The sequence below is a fragment of the Mucilaginibacter sp. cycad4 genome (assembly GCF_034263275.1).
GTDB lineage: Bacteria > Bacteroidota > Bacteroidia > Sphingobacteriales > Sphingobacteriaceae > Mucilaginibacter.
Genome location: NZ_CP139559.1, coordinates 5,041,154 through 5,056,809, shown reverse-complemented (window position 1 = coordinate 5,056,809; position 15,656 = coordinate 5,041,154). Strand labels below are relative to the sequence as shown.

The 15,656-nt window shown below is 49.0% G+C and carries 16 protein-coding genes; 14 read left to right on the top strand and 2 right to left on the bottom strand.

Annotation, left to right across the window (positions count from 1 at the left end):
- Positions 1-204: 204 nt before the first annotated feature.
- A complete protein-coding gene (locus SNE26_RS20525) occupies positions 205-3,198 on the top strand; it encodes a lantibiotic dehydratase (protein ID WP_321555767.1) in 2,994 nt (997 codons plus the stop codon).
- Positions 3,199-3,258: 60 nt separating this feature from the next.
- On the opposite strand, the gene SNE26_RS20520 is transcribed toward SNE26_RS20525, so the two are convergent.
- Positions 3,259-3,990: a LytTR family DNA-binding domain-containing protein gene (locus SNE26_RS20520; RefSeq protein ID WP_321555766.1), complete on the bottom strand. Its 732-nt coding sequence runs from the start codon at positions 3,988-3,990 to the stop codon at positions 3,259-3,261.
- Positions 3,987-5,042, bottom strand: coding sequence for a histidine kinase (locus SNE26_RS20515; RefSeq protein WP_321555765.1), 1,056 nt, complete (start codon positions 5,040-5,042; stop codon positions 3,987-3,989). Before SNE26_RS20515 ends, SNE26_RS20520 begins: the two co-directional genes overlap by 4 nt.
- A gap of 125 nt (positions 5,043-5,167) precedes the next feature.
- Between SNE26_RS20515 and SNE26_RS20510 the strand changes: the two genes are divergently transcribed.
- The 13 genes from SNE26_RS20510 to traK all read left to right on the top strand — a co-directional run bounded on the left by SNE26_RS20510 (position 5,168) and on the right by traK (position 15,654).
- The gene (locus SNE26_RS20510; RefSeq protein WP_321555764.1) at positions 5,168-5,344 is read left to right on the top strand and encodes a hypothetical protein; all 177 of its coding nucleotides are present in this window, start codon (positions 5,168-5,170) and stop codon (positions 5,342-5,344) included.
- Positions 5,345-5,436: 92 nt separating this feature from the next.
- Positions 5,437-6,564 (top strand): hypothetical protein, encoded by a 1,128-nt coding sequence (locus SNE26_RS20505; RefSeq protein ID WP_321555763.1) that lies wholly within the window; start codon positions 5,437-5,439, stop codon positions 6,562-6,564.
- A gap of 93 nt (positions 6,565-6,657) precedes the next feature.
- Positions 6,658-7,494 (top strand): RteC domain-containing protein, encoded by an 837-nt coding sequence (locus tag SNE26_RS20500; RefSeq protein WP_321555762.1) that lies wholly within the window; start codon positions 6,658-6,660, stop codon positions 7,492-7,494.
- A gap of 154 nt (positions 7,495-7,648) precedes the next feature.
- Positions 7,649-8,206, top strand: a complete 558-nt coding sequence (locus SNE26_RS20495) for a hypothetical protein (RefSeq protein WP_321555761.1) — start codon at positions 7,649-7,651, stop codon at positions 8,204-8,206.
- Between the two features lie 62 nt (positions 8,207-8,268).
- Positions 8,269-8,568 (top strand): DUF4134 domain-containing protein, encoded by a 300-nt coding sequence (locus SNE26_RS20490; protein WP_321560047.1) that lies wholly within the window; start codon positions 8,269-8,271, stop codon positions 8,566-8,568.
- 22 nt (positions 8,569-8,590) lie between these two features.
- Entirely contained in the window at positions 8,591-8,905 is a 315-nt protein-coding gene (locus SNE26_RS20485; RefSeq protein WP_321555760.1) for a DUF4133 domain-containing protein, read from the top strand.
- A gap of 3 nt (positions 8,906-8,908) precedes the next feature.
- Positions 8,909-11,359: a TraG family conjugative transposon ATPase gene (locus tag SNE26_RS20480; protein ID WP_321555759.1), complete on the top strand. Its 2,451-nt coding sequence runs from the start codon at positions 8,909-8,911 to the stop codon at positions 11,357-11,359.
- A 10-nt stretch (positions 11,360-11,369) separates the two neighbouring features.
- The gene (locus SNE26_RS20475) at positions 11,370-11,741 is read left to right on the top strand and encodes a hypothetical protein (protein WP_321555758.1); all 372 of its coding nucleotides are present in this window, start codon (positions 11,370-11,372) and stop codon (positions 11,739-11,741) included.
- Positions 11,742-11,792: 51 nt separating this feature from the next.
- Positions 11,793-12,479: a conjugal transfer protein TraI gene (locus SNE26_RS20470; RefSeq protein WP_321555757.1), complete on the top strand. Its 687-nt coding sequence runs from the start codon at positions 11,793-11,795 to the stop codon at positions 12,477-12,479.
- A complete protein-coding gene (locus SNE26_RS20465; RefSeq protein ID WP_321555756.1) occupies positions 12,463-13,149 on the top strand; it encodes a hypothetical protein in 687 nt (228 codons plus the stop codon). Before SNE26_RS20470 ends, SNE26_RS20465 begins: the two co-directional genes overlap by 17 nt.
- Before the next feature lie 10 nt (positions 13,150-13,159).
- Positions 13,160-13,807 carry a TerB family tellurite resistance protein gene (locus tag SNE26_RS20460; protein ID WP_321555755.1) on the top strand — a complete coding sequence of 216 codons (648 nt, stop codon included), beginning with the start codon at positions 13,160-13,162 and terminating at the stop codon, positions 13,805-13,807.
- A 5-nt stretch (positions 13,808-13,812) separates the two neighbouring features.
- The gene (gene traJ, locus SNE26_RS20455; RefSeq protein WP_321555754.1) at positions 13,813-15,021 is read left to right on the top strand and encodes a conjugative transposon protein TraJ; all 1,209 of its coding nucleotides are present in this window, start codon (positions 13,813-13,815) and stop codon (positions 15,019-15,021) included.
- 15 nt (positions 15,022-15,036) lie between these two features.
- Positions 15,037-15,654, top strand: a complete 618-nt coding sequence (gene traK, locus SNE26_RS20450) for a conjugative transposon protein TraK (RefSeq protein WP_321555753.1) — start codon at positions 15,037-15,039, stop codon at positions 15,652-15,654.
- Positions 15,655-15,656 lie beyond the last annotated feature (2 nt).

Below are 15,656 nucleotides of genomic sequence, written 5' to 3'. Positions count from 1 at the left end.
GGCAGGAATGACATGATGCTTTTGCCGGCAATCCGCCTGCAGGACATTGCTGGCACTGCGGCCTATTATCTCCCAATTTGGAAAAGCGTCTTCCCCATCCCTGCAACGATGTTCCCGGGAAATTAAATTTAATACGGGACATCAAAACAGGTATTAATTGTCTGTATGACATTTAATATTTTATACGTGATTTAAATGTTGCTTATGAGATATAATTTTGCCCGGGATTTACTGCTGAGGATGCCAAGGCGGAACAGCTCCGATTATACCACGGACCTGGCGGCGATCGTTGCCGACCCTCTTTTTCGAACGGCGGTCTTGCTGGCATCGCCCGTTTTTTATGGCAGGCTTGAGCAATCCGGCTTTCGTCCGGATCTTTTGTCTGACAAACAGCAATTAACCCTGCTGAAGTATTACAACCGTTTCTGTTTCCGGCCGACACCGTTTGGCCTTTTTTCTTCGGTTACGCTTGCGCAATGGGACGATGATCCTGTTTCCGGCGAAGCTGAGGTCCGTTATTACCCTGTTATTCGCGCTGACCAGCATTATCAGGCAGCACTTGCAGCAGGGACAACAAAGGAAAATGCAACTGCGGAGGCGATCTTTGATCCGAATCCCAGTGTGTACCGGGTTCTGCATGAATTCCGGTTCCTGAGAAGCGGGCTTAATGAAAACTTCAGCATCCGGAATTACAGCCTGCAATCTATAGCTTTTTCGAAACTGCTTGGCGACCTGTTAAGTTTTTGCCACGGCGGTAAGAGCGGGAACGAACTTATTGACTTTATCGGTATGGAAGCCGGATGCTCACCTGATGAAGCCGATGCCTATCTGGAGTTCCTCATTGACGCCCAAATCTTGCTGGACAGGAGCCGTTGCAATATCACGGGCGCGGATTTTTTCGAACAGCACGCCAATGAACGGATGCAAGCTGTTTCCGGAAAACTTTTCAGGGAGCACATCGTTGAAGAGCAATACATCAGGCAATTAAAATCAGACTTACGGGCTTATCTTCCACAGCCTGCCCGGGAGCATGTGAAGGAAGAATTGAGTGTCATTCTTCACCGTTTTTCAACCGGGGAAGTCCTGAGCAGCTCGATTCAATCCCAGATTGCGTCCGGTATTGATGCGCTTTCCGTTCTTGTCCCGGATGTGAAAAACACCGCGATGCAGGCTTTCGCCAGGCAGTTCAACACCTATTTCGAAGGGCAATGTATTCCCTTGCTTACCGCCCTCGATCCTGAAGCCGGCATTGGCTATCATGTCCCTGAATCCGACCAGCATCATCCTTTGCTGGAAACTTTACACATTCCGCTCAATACCCCTGTTGAAGATTCGATGGTATGGACGGCCGGACACAGCCTGCTGCTGGAGCGCTGGCATGGCGACCAATTCCGGCAAACCCATGTCATTCACCTGCAAGCGGATGATCTTACAGGGTTGCAAAGCGGGCAAAAACCACCTGCAGTGCTTGGGATGTCAGTGCTTTTCAGGCTGGCGGGTCAGCAGGTGGTGATCGAAAGTGCGGGCGGAAACAACGCACCTGCACTTTTGGGCCGTTTTACGGTCGGCGACCCGGCCATCACCGAGGCAGCAAAGGCGATGGCCAAAAACCAGGAAGCGCAAAACCCGGGTGTGATCTTCGCGGAACTCCTCCATCTTTCTGATCCGCATACGGATAACATCAACAGGCGGGAGCAGATCTGGCAATATGAATTACCGGTAAGCGCTGTTTCGCTGCTGCCGGTTGAGCGGCAACTAGAATTGTCCGACCTGTGCGTCGCAGTTCATACCCATCAGGTTTTTCTATACTCCAAAAAGCATCAAAAGGTGGTGGTGCCCCGGCTGACTTCGGCCTATAATCACAGCCTTAACAAGTTACCCTTATTTCGTTTTCTGGCGGATATTCCTTACCAGTATGGGAGAAATAGCTTAGTTCTCGATCTACGCCAATTTTTCCCCGGACTCGGATTTTACCCGAGAGTCGAATTTGGAGAAACGATCCTGTTCGCAGCGACCTGGGTGATCAGGGAAGCGCAGCTCAATAAGCTCGGTACAGCTTCGATGGAGAAAAACCTGCAGCAACTGCAAATCTTGTGCGAAGAACTCCGCATACCTGATGTAATCGCGATTGCAGAAGGAGATCAGCACCTTCATTTCGGTTTGCGGAACCCGCCGGAAGCGATCTTCTTCCTGCATTGTATCCGAAATAAAAGTGAGGTCGTTTTAAAGGAGGTAATCACTGGTGAGCAGGTCCGGCAATATAATGCGTACCTGCTGCCCGATGAAGTGTTCAAACTTCCGCCATCAGCAATTTTTAAACATCATTCGGGAGAACGGCGCGGATCCCGCCGTAAATATATTCCGGGTTCCGAATGGCTTTATCTTAAGATTTACGCCCCTAAAATCAGCGCTTCGCGGCTACTTTTGAAATTGCGGCCGATCCTCCGCAAAAGGTTCAGCCATGGAAAGATCCGGCGATGGTTCTTTGTTCGCTATGAAGACCATGCACCGCATCTCCGGGTACGCATGCTGGTCGATCGCAGGGATATCAATGAAGTTTTAGGCGCATTTAAAGTGAAACTGGAAGACCGGATCAGGCAGCATGTGGTACGGGAGTACCAGGTCGATGTTTACAGCAGGGAGCTGGAACGCTATCATTACGCCGGTATTGAAAAAACAGAGATATTTTTCTGGGCAAGCAGCGAACTGGTGCTGCAGGCGATCAGTTCGATTACCGGCCCAAGCGTTCTATTTCTATTCGCATTGAGATCTACCCTCGAAATACTGCGTAATTTCATCCAGGAGGATGAGGACCTGGTATTTTTTTGTTATCAAAGCTATGCTCGTTTTTTAACCGAGTTTAAGGTTACGAAGCTCCATGTGGAGCTTGACCGTAAATACCGTAAGCTTCAAAAGGAAATCGAAGCGGCATTAGTGGAAAGCAATGAAAAGTATTTAAGCGCTAAATGGAAATCGACCAGGCATTTTCTCCGGACCATCCGCGATCTGGCACAAAACCGTGCCGGTGACACTCCGGAAAAAAATCAATTTTTAAGCAGTATCGTGCATATGCATGTCAACCGGATATTTACGGACGAGCCGAGGAAGCAGGAAATGGTCACGTATTACTTCCTTTATAAATTTCTGCTGGCTAAGAAAGGAAGAGCGAAGCATCATGGTAGAATACCGCCCCCTTAGCGGTTGGAGGTGCCGGTTCAGCATTTCATTCTGCAGCAAAAATCTGATGCGCAGCGAAGTTCAGGACGCCCGGCCGGTTTTGATCAGTCTGGCATCCATCATATCCAAAAAAGATTCCTTGTAATTATTCCCCATGACCAGCGCCCGGCCATTTTCCAGTCTGACCTGCGCTCTTTCTATAATCCTGATGTAATTGATATTGACGATAAATGAGCGATGTATCCTGGCAAAATGGGACGGTAGGCGAGGCATTATTTCTTTAATCGTCAGGTAGGTGATGTGTTTCGTATCACGGGTATGAATCGTAATATAATTCCCGGCCCCTTCGATGTAGACAACCTCCTCCATTTTAATTCTCACCATTCTACCCTTGATCTCACTTTTGATATTAAAAAAATCCTGAAGACCGGCAGGAGAAGCCTTTAAACGCTTCGTTATCTTGCGTTTTGCACGATGGACGCAATCAGCGAAACGGTCATAACTTATCGGTTTAAGCATATAATCGAATGCTTCTTTCGAAAATGCCTGTAGGGCGTACTGGGGAAAAGCTGTGGTGAAAACTACCATGGTGTAGAGATTGACCATGCCCGCCAGTTCAAGCCCGGAAAGCAGTCTCATGTCGATGTCGATGAATGTAATATCGGGCGCATGTTCCCCGGTGATCTGGTCCAATGCCGTCATGGGATCCTGGGAAGCTCCGGTCAGTTCTAACCCGGGCATGAGCGCAATATATTCTTTCAGCAGATCGATGGCCCCGGATTCGTCGTCGACGATGTAGCATGTCAGGTTCATAGGCTAATATTTAATGTTATCGTAAAATGTTCATTTTCATCCCTGATCAGCATCGAATAGCGCTCACGGTAATGATTTTGCAGCCGCTTTTCAATGTTTTTCAACCCGAGCCCGCCACTCGGGTAAAGGCTTACCGGCCGCTTTTTATTCGATGCTTCAAAAACAAGGCGGTTTTCAGTCAATTCCAGGCGGATACGTGCCGGATTCTTTTTATCGCCTAAATCGCCGTGTTTCAGCATGTTTTCTACCAGCGTGATCAGGGCGAGCGGAATGATCTCCCTGCCTTTCAGGCGCCCTTTTTTATGGACCCGCACGAAGAATTCGCCCGGGAACCTCATCGCACAAAGGGCGATCAGGTTTTCCATCTGTTCAATTTCCCTGGGCAGCGGTATTGTTCCGTTGCCGTTGGCGCTGAGCAGTGAATAGCGCATGAGTTCGGCCAGGCGCATGATGCCTTTGCCGGCCGCGTCTGAAAGTTTATATACGGCACTGTGTATAAAGCTCAGGGAGTTGAACAGCAGGTGAGGACTTATCTGATTCTGGAGGTAGGCGTTTTCGACCGAAATGATTTGATTTTCCAGCTCCAGGTTCCGCGTAATTGCCCTGAGCTTCCCGGTTTCTTCCTGATAAGCTTTCTCGCGGAACCGTGACATATAACGTGTCGAGAAGTAGGCGATGCTCAAACCTGTAAAACTTCCGCCCCGATACAAATTTTCATAAATATAAAGATGTGATACAGGCAGACGCCCTGACACGATCAGATAATGGCCGGTCAGCACGTTATCCAGTACATATTTGATAGCAAGGTATACCGCCAGCTCCAATATGATCAGGCAGGCAGCATTCAAATACCGTCTTCGTGTCTTTAAAAACGCAAAGCTGAGCAGTACGTGCGCATTGAAATAAAAAAGGGAAATGTTGAGCGCATAATAGATCAGCAGCGGCGCGGGCGTAATGTGGATACGACTTGTTATCGCCACAAAACCCAGTTCGTAGCTGATATAAACCAGCCAGGCAAAGGTATGAACCAGTAATTTCTTTTTTAACGTCATAGTTTCACGATGCTTGATTGAATATTTTGAAGCAAAGGCTTTTCTGCATGGCGCAAATGCCCCCTGGCGTAATAAAGTTACCACCGCAGCCCTGCGCGGATACCTTTGCCTGAAAACTAAAATCGATGAAAACGCAAAGAACAAAAAGACTGATCAAAAGGGTCAGTACGGTATGCGACTACCAGGCACCTTTCCCCAAAAATCACTTTGGCGAGACCGATCCGCCCACGGGAACGGATCCTACTAATACAACAGTTACCAGTATAACTACGATTAGTACGCATATTGTTTTGAAAGTATGAATAATTATAAATAATTCAATAATAAGTGATTTTATGCTTGTTTTTTGATTATTTATTAACGCATATATGATTATTCCGCTTTAAAGTATTTTATGTTGCTGAAGTCTGAATTGTTAGATATCGAGGATTTAATACTTTTAGTCCTGCAGGATGCCGGCGGGATCGCAGGGCCAACCATGCCTCCGGATCTTTTTCGTTTAAGAAAATTATGTGAAAGGGCCAGAAACAACTGGACGACAAGGATTTTCAGTGCAGCCAAAGATCACGTGGTCAGCCGGTACGTTCTGTTTCACCAGGCCGGTATCACGGAGCTCTCCGACCGGGTTGACGGGGCCGGCCCTGAAAGACCTGGCGCCGGCAAACCTTTGTTCGTTCAGGAGATCCTCACGGAACTGGAGCAACTGCTCCGATTCCTGCGGCAGCGTTGCTACCGTTTTTTCGACATTGATTATCATGTTTCCGCGTATACGGTCAGGCAGGAAAAGCTGGTTATCGCTGCATATCTTGATCAAATAGCCGTTTCGGCCACGCGGGTTGCAGCGCCTGAACTTTTAAGGCTCCTGTGCGCGGATGTTGAAGAATACCTGGCAGACGTACAGGTCTCAGGTCTGAGTTATCGGAGGTTAGCGAAGATCAATGGTCTGCTTACGCTGGTCCTTGATGAACTTAACGGCGGAGATGCGGTTACGACAGGACGGCTGGCCGGTATCTTATTTAAGCGAAACCTGAATTCTTACCGGTTCGCCAACTGGCTTAGGGGGCACTACCAATCCCGGGCCGGCGATCCTGAAAACAGGATCGCGCAGGAAACCGATGCGCTATTCGATATTTATGTAAACCCCGACGACCGTTTCATCAAGGAGCTTCCGCCGATCGACCAGCAGATATTGCCCTGGCTGCGGTTGCAGATAACGGATGGTGCGACGGATCCATCGGTAGAACACCCCGGAACGGACGAACAGATGAGGCTGGTACTTTCCGTACCGCAGTTCGCGATGTTTATCCGTGTTTTTCACAAGAACGGATGCTTTCCGGAGCAAAACGCGGCGACGATCATGCGTTTTTTCATCCGGCACTTTACTTCAAAAAAACAAGGGCATATTTCGATCAAGAGTTTCAACCATGCCTTTTACAGCAAGGATCAGCTTACTGCAGCTATCGTGCTGGACTACCTTCAGCGAATGGTCGCCTATGTCAATAAAGTTTATTTCCATAAATAACATGCCTATGAAGAATTGATACCCGCAGGAATTGCTAGGTTCACCTGTTTCGTTTGACAGGTGGCAAACCTGTTCATTTTAGCATTGTGAATTATGATTTTAAAATTTAGTGAACGGTTATATGCAGATCTGAATAAAGACCTGAACACCTTACTGCTGGAAGAGGACCATTTGGTCAGAAGGCTTGAACAATCGGTCCATTTATGCCTCAAGAGTCTCCGGAAGCTGAAAGATTTCTGTAAAGCGCATGAACCGGGCTCAGCCGGGGACGAGATCCGGTTTTTCAAGCAGATCAAACCCAAATTCAAATGCCAGCTCATCTTTCACCAGTCACTTTTGAACATCGAACTCCGTAAGCCCATTGGCGACAGTAAAGTGATCAGCGATTATTATGGCCAGGAGATCAATATCCTTAATCATTTTTTTGAGAGCAACCGGTCGTTTTTTCAATACGTCCGCACACAGGCCACATACCTCGACCAGCATTACTTTATGCGGGGCCAATATGATGTCCAGCTCGATCCGGACCTGTGCATCATTGACTTTGATCCCGCATTCAGTACCAGTCATGACAATAAGCTGGCCCAGGTCCTGGCGAGTGCCCTTTTACAGGAACATTTGGAACAGGCCATCGCCTGCCTCAGCCGGAAGGAGACCATTGCCGGCGCGGACCTGGAATTAAGGGATTTCGACTGGAAGCAGACCAAGGTCGCATTGATCGAACTTATTTACAGCTGGCATGCGACAGAAGCTTTCGGCAAGAAGAACCTGAAAAGCATCGTGAAATTTATCGAGCGGGCTTTCAATATCTCCCTGGGTAATTTTTATGACACCTACGACTGGTTATGCGGGAGGCCGAGCCCGACGCTCTACATCGACGAAATGAAGGAAGCGTTCATGACGCGACTCCAGAAAAAACTCAAATACTAAATCCATCAGAAGCGGCCCCGGCCGCTTTTTTTATTGAAAAAATAATGAAAAAAGTCGTGCTCCGAGTCGGACTACCTCGGAGTAAACCGTGGAGCCGTCTGGCCAACTTTGTACCGTACCCGGCGGCAATGGAGCCCCGGAAAATCCACCCAGTATGCTCAGTCAAATTTCCTGGCCAGCATTTATCTCCGGTATGGCGATCCTGCTCAGCCTTTATTACGCTTACGTGGCGGTCTTCTTTTACAAAAAGGAAATCATTGCCTTCCTCTACCTGCTTTCCGGTCGCCAGCCGGTGACCGATCCGGCGAAAACGGGGTTTGTTCCCGAGCCGGCCTATACGGTTATGGGATCTGCCCGAGCTCATCGGGAAGCAGCGGAAGAAGAACTTCAGTTCGGACCGTCTGACAATCCTGACGAAGACGGGAATGACGGGACATTCAATAACGGAATAGCGGAGGCAAGCGCCGAAGTGGCCGCATTATTTTCCGGAATGATGTCCGAGTGCAGAACGCTGATCCGGGTGATCAACGAATCCGGAGAAAGCAAAGAAAATTTCGAAATGCTGTTCAAGATCCTGGTAGAAAAGTACCCGGAGCTCGGGGAGCCTCCTTATCGTCAGCAGGTGACCGAAATGCTGCTGGAAGAAAGCGAAGGCCAGTTCCCGTTCGAGCTCAGCGCGGATGAACTGGAAAGTTACTGGACGAATCATTAACCCTTAAACATATCCATATGAAAATCTCAGTTTTAAAACATGCAAAAGGCAGGATCAATGCCATGGTTAAGATCGTGTTCCTGTTGATTTCTGTTATCGCTCTTTCCATACAGGACCTGTGGGCGGCTGACGGCAACGCGGGTATTTCCGAAGCGACCAACCAGGTCAAAGGCTATTTCGATACTGGCACCAACCTGATGTATGCGATCGGGGCTGTCAGCGGACTGGTGGGAGCCATCAAGGTTTATAAAAAATGGAACGATGGTGAACACGATACCGGAAAGATGGCTTCCGCCTGGTTCGGCAGCTGTATTTTCCTTGTGGTGGTGGCCACTGTCCTCAAATCATTCTTCGGGATTTAAAAAACGAAAGGAGGACAGCAAAATGGCGATCTATCAAATCAATAAAGGCATCAATAAATCAATTGAGTTCAAAGGGCTTAAGGCCCAGTATATCGGCTACCTCGGAGGTGGCCTGGTGGCCCTGCTGGTCCTGTTCGCGATACTTTACATAACGGGCGTTCCGGCTTATCTCTGCATCCTGGTGCTTGCTGCCGCCGGCGGAGGGCTGTTTTACCAGGTCTTTCAGCTCAGTAACCGGTATGGTGAGCACGGCCTGATGAAAAAGACGGCGAAACGCTATATCCCCGGCTACCTGAAGTTCAGTTCCCGCAAATTATTCCTTCACTTAAAACAATAAGTCATGGCGACATCTCAATATGCAGCGCGGATATTCCCGGTTTATAAAGTGGAACATAACTGCCTCGTTTCCGCGCAGGGTGACATCACGATAGCCTACCAGCTGATGCTGCCCGAAATATTTACGTTAGCGGATAACGATTACGAGGTTTATCACCAGGCCTGGATACGCGCCATTAAAGTATTACCAAAACACAGTGTCATCCACAAACAGGACCGGTTCATTAAGCAGCAGTATCAGGGTAACGGGCTAGCGGAAAGCAGCTTTCTTAACCGTGCCGCTGACAGGCACTTCAGGGGCCGGCCCTATCTCGAGCATGACTGTTACCTGATGCTGACCAAAAAAGCCGGCGACCGCAAGCAGGCCAGCAGCGCATTTTCCGGACTATTCCGAAAGCACCTCGTTCCGCGCCAGACGACCGATGAGCGGGAATTCCTGGAATTTGAAGAGAAAGCCGGGCAATTTACGCGGATCCTCGGCGATTGCGGTTTATTATCGCTTCGCCGGCTCAATGATGATGAACTGGCCGGGACGATGGAACAGGCAGGACTGCTGGAGCAGTATTGCTTTTTGCTTGGTGGCGGGGAGCGGCCTGTGCTGAAAGATGTACACCTGAAAGACGGCATCAAGGTCGGTGATGAACATGTGCGTATCTATACCCTGGGGGATGCCGAGGACATGCCGTCGATGTGCGGCAGCAGGATCACCTTTGAAAAGTACAGTACGGACCAGACCAAATTCCCGATAGGATTTGCCAGCCAGCTTAACCTTTTGCTCGACTGTAACCATATCTACAACCAGTTCCTCTTCATCGATGATACGCCCAAAGTGCTGAAGCAACTGGAAGCGAAGAAGCTGCGGCTGCAATCGCTGTCGGCGTACAGCCGGGAAAACACGATCAGCATGGATGCGACCAATGATTTCCTGAACGAGGCGATCAGCCAGCAAAGGCTGCCGGTGAAGGCGCATTTCAATGTCATGATCTGGAGTGATCAGCAGGAACAACTGCAGGAGATCAAGAACCAGGTAGGTTCCGCGATGGCGCAGCTCGGGGCCAGCGCCAAGCTGGAATCGGACGGCGCCGCGCAGATCTGGTGGGCCGGTATCCCGGGAAACGCGGCGGACTTCCCGCTGAATGATACCTTCGATACTTTTCTCGAACAGGGCACCTGTTTTCTGAACCTGGAAAGCAATTACCGGAGTGACCCGCCATCCCAGGGGATCCGGTTCTGTGACCGCCTGTCCGGCAGGCCGGTTTACATCGACCTGTTCGATGCGCCGAGAAAGAAAGGTATCACATCGAACATGGGCATGCTGGTCTGCGGGACGTCCGGCGGCGGAAAGAGCATAACGGTCAACCATATCCTGCGTACGCTGTATGACCAGGGCGCGCATTGTGTAACGGTTGATATCGGCGGCAGTTACAAGGGGCTTTGCGAGCTGGTCGGCGGCTATTATTTCACCTATGAAGAAGCTAAGCCTATCCGGTTCAACCCTTTCTATATCCCGGAGGGGCAAACATTGGACACGGAAAAAAAGGAGAGCCTGAAAGCACTGCTCGTGACCTTATGGAAACAGGAGAACGAAAGTTTTATCCGGAGCGAGTATGTCGCCTTATCCAATGCTTTGCAGGGCTATTATAACCATCTCCGCAAGCACCCAGGTATATTTCCGTCGTTCAATACTTTCTACGATTATCTGTCCGGAACCTATGCCAGGGTGCTGAAAACCCATAAAGTCAAGGACAAAGATTTCGACCTGGACAGTTTCCTGTACGTGCTGCAACCTTTTTACTGCGGCGGTGAATTCGATTACCTGCTGAATGCTTCCGACAATATTGACCTGCTGGAACAGCGCTTTGTGGTTATCGAGCTGGATAACATCAAAGACCACCCGATCCTGTTCCCGGTGGTGACACTGATCATTATGGAGATGTTCCTTTCCAAGATGCGGAAACTGAAGGGCATTCGTAAGGTGTTAACGATTGACGAGGCCTGGAAAGCTATCGCGAACTCCGGGATGGCGGGTTTCATTCAGTATGCCTTCAAGACCATCCGGAAATTCAACGGCGTTCCGAACGTGGTCACCCAGGAACTTGACGACCTGATCAGTTCACCTATTGTGAAGGATGCGATCATTAACAACGCGGCGATCAAGATCCTGATGGATATGCGCAGCTATCTGAACAAGTTCGATAAACTCCAGGCCACATTGGGGATGTCTGATAAGGGGAAAGCACAGGTCTTATCGGTGAACAAGGAAAACCGGGACATTTATATCGATCTCGGCGGGCAGGTGATGAAGGTGGTGAAAAATGAACTCAGCTCCGAGGAATACTTTGCATACACGACGGAAGGTACCGAACGGGTCAAAATCCAGGAACTGGCTTCTATACATGGCGGTATGGAGCAGGGGATCACCGCCATGGTTAAAGAACAAAAAAATCAAAAATAAAGTAAGGCCTATGAAAACGCTGAAAGTTCAATTAATGATCATGATTACGTTATGCGTAGCCGGCTGTGAAAGTGCTAAGGAAAAATCAATAGCCGGAATTTATACAACGGCCTTCAAACAAGAATTCAGTGTCGTGAACGATACGCTTATTATTCAGGATTTCAATCGGCAAAGCAAGTCTTACCAGGTAGAAAGAAGGACCGGATTTCGAAGAATCGATCATGGCAACGTTGGCCCGATGGAATACAAACGAACCCGCTGGATGGCTACATTCAACACAGACGGTTTTATCCTGCAGGAAACTGCGTTTGGCAGACAGATATATTTTAAGCCGGATTTCAAAAGCCTTTCGTTCGGGGCTACCTACCAAAAAGTACAATGATTTGATGGCTAATTGATTTAAAGCCCGGCATTGTCGGGAGAAGGGAGGATTATGAAAATTTTTAAGGTTACGCTGCCGATCAGTCTTGCTTTTGTGCTGGTATCGGTATCGGCTGAAAATGCCAGGGCACAGTTCGTCATTACGGACGTTATCAAAGCCGCGGCCACGAAAGTGATCAAGGCGATCGATCTCAAAGTGCAGCGCATGCAAAATCAAACGATCTGGCTGCAAAACGCGCAGAAGGCTTTGGAGAATCAGCTTTCCAAACTCAGGCTGGACGAAATTACCGGTTGGACAGATCGGCAGCGCCAACTCTACAGCAATTACTATGATGAGCTGTGGCAGATCAAATCCGTGATCACTTATTACCAGCGGATCAAGGATATGACGACAAAGCAATTGGCAATGGTCAGGGAATACCGGCAAGCCTGGGCGGTGGTCAATCATAATGGCCGTTTCAGCCCGGCGGAATTGAGCTATATGGAAGAGGTGTATGCCGGAATGCTGGATGCAAGCCTGAAGAACCTGGATCAGATCATGATGGTCATTAACGGGTTCAAAACCCAGATGACCGATGAGCAGCGGCTCGTTCTCATCAATAAAGCGGGCGATCAGCTTGATGAAAACTATGATGATCTGCATCGCTTCAACGAGCAGAATATATTACTCAGCCAGCAGCGTGGCAAGGAAACAGGTGAAATAAAAACCATCAAAAAGCTTTATGGAATCTCTCAATAAGACCAACAAACGAAAATGCAGCAAACGGGTTTTCATGCTGTTTTTTTATACTTCCTGGGTACTGGCTGTTCCGGCCATGGGCACAAAAGCCCATGCACAAACTTTCGCGGAGTGGTTCCGGCAGAACAGCACTCAGAAGAAATACCTGCTTCAGCAGATTGCCGCGCTCCAGGTTCTTGGCGGCTACGTCAGGGATGGCTATCAGATCGCCGGCAAAGGACTCGGTTCCATATCCGGTTATCTCAGTTCTGAATACACGCTGCATACCGGATTTTATACCAGGCTCGAAACCGCTGATCCTGCGATCAGGAAAAATCCGCAGATCGACGAGATCCTGAACTGGCGGAGCGAAATAGGCCGGGCATTTGGAAAGGTGAATGAGCATACCGGATTGAGGCCTCAGGAAGTGCAATACGTAGCAACGGTGGGTAACGCCGTTAACAGGGACTGCGATTTACAGATCGCTCAACTTCAGCAGGTTATTACGGATGGCCGGCTGAAAGTGAATGATTCGGAGCGACTGCGGCTGATCAGTGAGATCCATGAAGCGATGAAGGATAACTACCGGTTTATGATGTCTTTCCTGGATGGTGTTAAAATACTCATCGTTCAGCGGCAGCTGGAAAACAGCTCCTTACAGGCGAGCAGGGCTTTATACTTCACTCATTAACCATTTCGCTATGAAGCATCTTTTGAAATATATGTTACCGCTGGTTTTGCAGCTATTGTCCTTCATCATTCCAGGGAAAGCATCGGCTCAAAGCCAGGAACTCCAGCAACTGATACTCGATGTGAAGAAGCTAACACAGTTCAAGAATATCCTAAACGATATGAAGACCGGCTACCAGATCTATAGCAAAGGCTATGGCCTGGTCTCGAACTTATCCAAAGGTAATTTTAACCTGCACGATCTCTATCTGGGAAGCTTGATGGCCATCAACCCTTCTATCAGGAACTACGGGCGTGTAGGTGAAATCATCAGTATGCAGGTCAGATTAGTAGGTGAGTATAAGGCGGCCATCTCGGGATTCCGGAGCAGCGATGTTTTCAACGTCACTGAGCTTGCTTACATGGAAAATGTGTATTCCAGGCTACTCGCCGAAAGTCTGGATGACCTGACGGAACTCACGCATTTGATTACGGCGAATGAGCTTCGGATGTCAGACGCGGAGCGCATCGAAAGCATTGACCGGCTTTATGCAACAGGGGCTGATAAGCTACAGTTCCTTCGATCCTTTAACCGGCAGGGAGCATTGCTCGCTATCCAGCGCTCCAAAGATCTGGCGGACATCCGGACAATGAAACAGGTATTTACTATTAAAAACTGATCATAATGAAAAAGAAACTATTATTTGCCGGCATCGTCGCCATGGCCATGATACTATTGCCATTTAAGTCACATGCAGCGGGGATTGCCGATGACATCCATGGATTACAGACGACCCTTGACAGCGTATATAATGATATGCTGCCACTGTGCGGCGAACTCATCGGAGTCGGTCGCGCCATAGCAGGTTTTGGCGCACTATTGTATATTAGCTACCGGGTGTGGCGGCAGATCGCCAATGCCGAGCCTATCGATTTTTATCCCCTGATGCGTCCCTTCGCCCTGGGTATCGCGCTGATCATTTTCCCGGGTGTGATCGCTGTTATTAACGGCATCATGCAACCGACCGTCACTGCTACTTCGGGGATGGTACAAAATTCGGACGCCGCTATCGAAAAGCTGTTGCAGGCCAAAGAAGCGGCAGTAAAACAGACGGAAACCTGGCAAATGTATGTCGGTGATCAGGGGGACGGGGACCGGGAAAAATGGTATAAGTACACGCATCCCGATGATAAGTCCGGTAGCAGTGAGGGGGTGTTCGAAAGTGTTGGCAATGATGTCAAATTTGCAATGGCCAAGGCCTCCTATAATTTCAGGAATACGGTAAAGCAATGGATGTCGGAGGTTTTACAGGTACTTTATGAAGCCGCTGCACTTTGTATCAATACGATCAGGACGTTTTACCTGATCGTGCTGGCCATTCTCGGACCGATCGTTTTTGGGTTGGCGGTATTTGACGGATTTCAGCAAACGCTTTCCGTCTGGTTAGCCAAGTATATCAACGTATTCCTATGGCTGCCGGTTGCCAATATCTTCGGAGCCATTATCGGCAAGGTGCAGGAAAATATGCTCAAGCTGGATATCTCGCAGGTCGAAAACACCGGTGATACATTCTTCAGTGCCACTGATACCGCATACCTGATCTTCCTGATCATTGGCATCCTCGGTTATTTCACGGTGCCCAACATTGCCGGATATATAGTGAATGCAGGCGGTGCAAACGGTTTATTGCAAAAAGTAAATACGCTGATCAGCCAGTCTTCCCGTACGATTACCCAAGCGGGTACGGCCGGCGGGCAGCGGGTCTTAAACGGTGTTTTTAATCTTGCTTCAGCGCCCGGTGATCTTGCAGCGGGATACCGGTCCGGCGGCAGGGAGAATCACGGCGACAATTACCAGGCCGGGCGCTTAACCGGTGATCAAAAAAAACCTTAACCAAATACGATTGCCATGTTTACACATCTCAAAAATATCGACACCGCCTTTAAGCACATCAAAGTTTTCAGCATCGTGCTGATCGCCGCAAATATTTTCGTTACCTGTTTTGTTTGTTACATCAATGGTAAAACCGTTGCCAGGGCACAACAAACCGTCCATATCCTCTATAACGGGAAAGTGCTGGAGGCGATCGCTTCTGACCGGAAGAGCAACCTGCCGGTAGAGCTGCGGGATCATATCAAGACTTTCCACGAGGATTTTTTTAATCTCAGCCCGGATGACCAGGCTATACGGGCCAATATCTCCAAGGCGCTTTACCTGGCCGACGAATCCGCCAAACACCAGTATGATAACCTCAAAGAGTCCGGTTATTTCAATAACCTGATCTCTGCGAATATCTCGCAGCAGATCAAGGTAGACAGTACGAGTTTGGAGGGAAACCAGTTTCCATACTCCTTCACGTGTTACGCGACCGAAAAGCTCATCCGGGCGAGCAGTACGGTTACACGGAAGCTGGTGACCCGCGGCGAGGTCCGGGATATGCAGCAACAGACAGACAATAATCCACACGGGTTCCTGATCCAGCACTGGCAGGTGCTGACCAACCGCGATACAACCATTAAAAATTAATC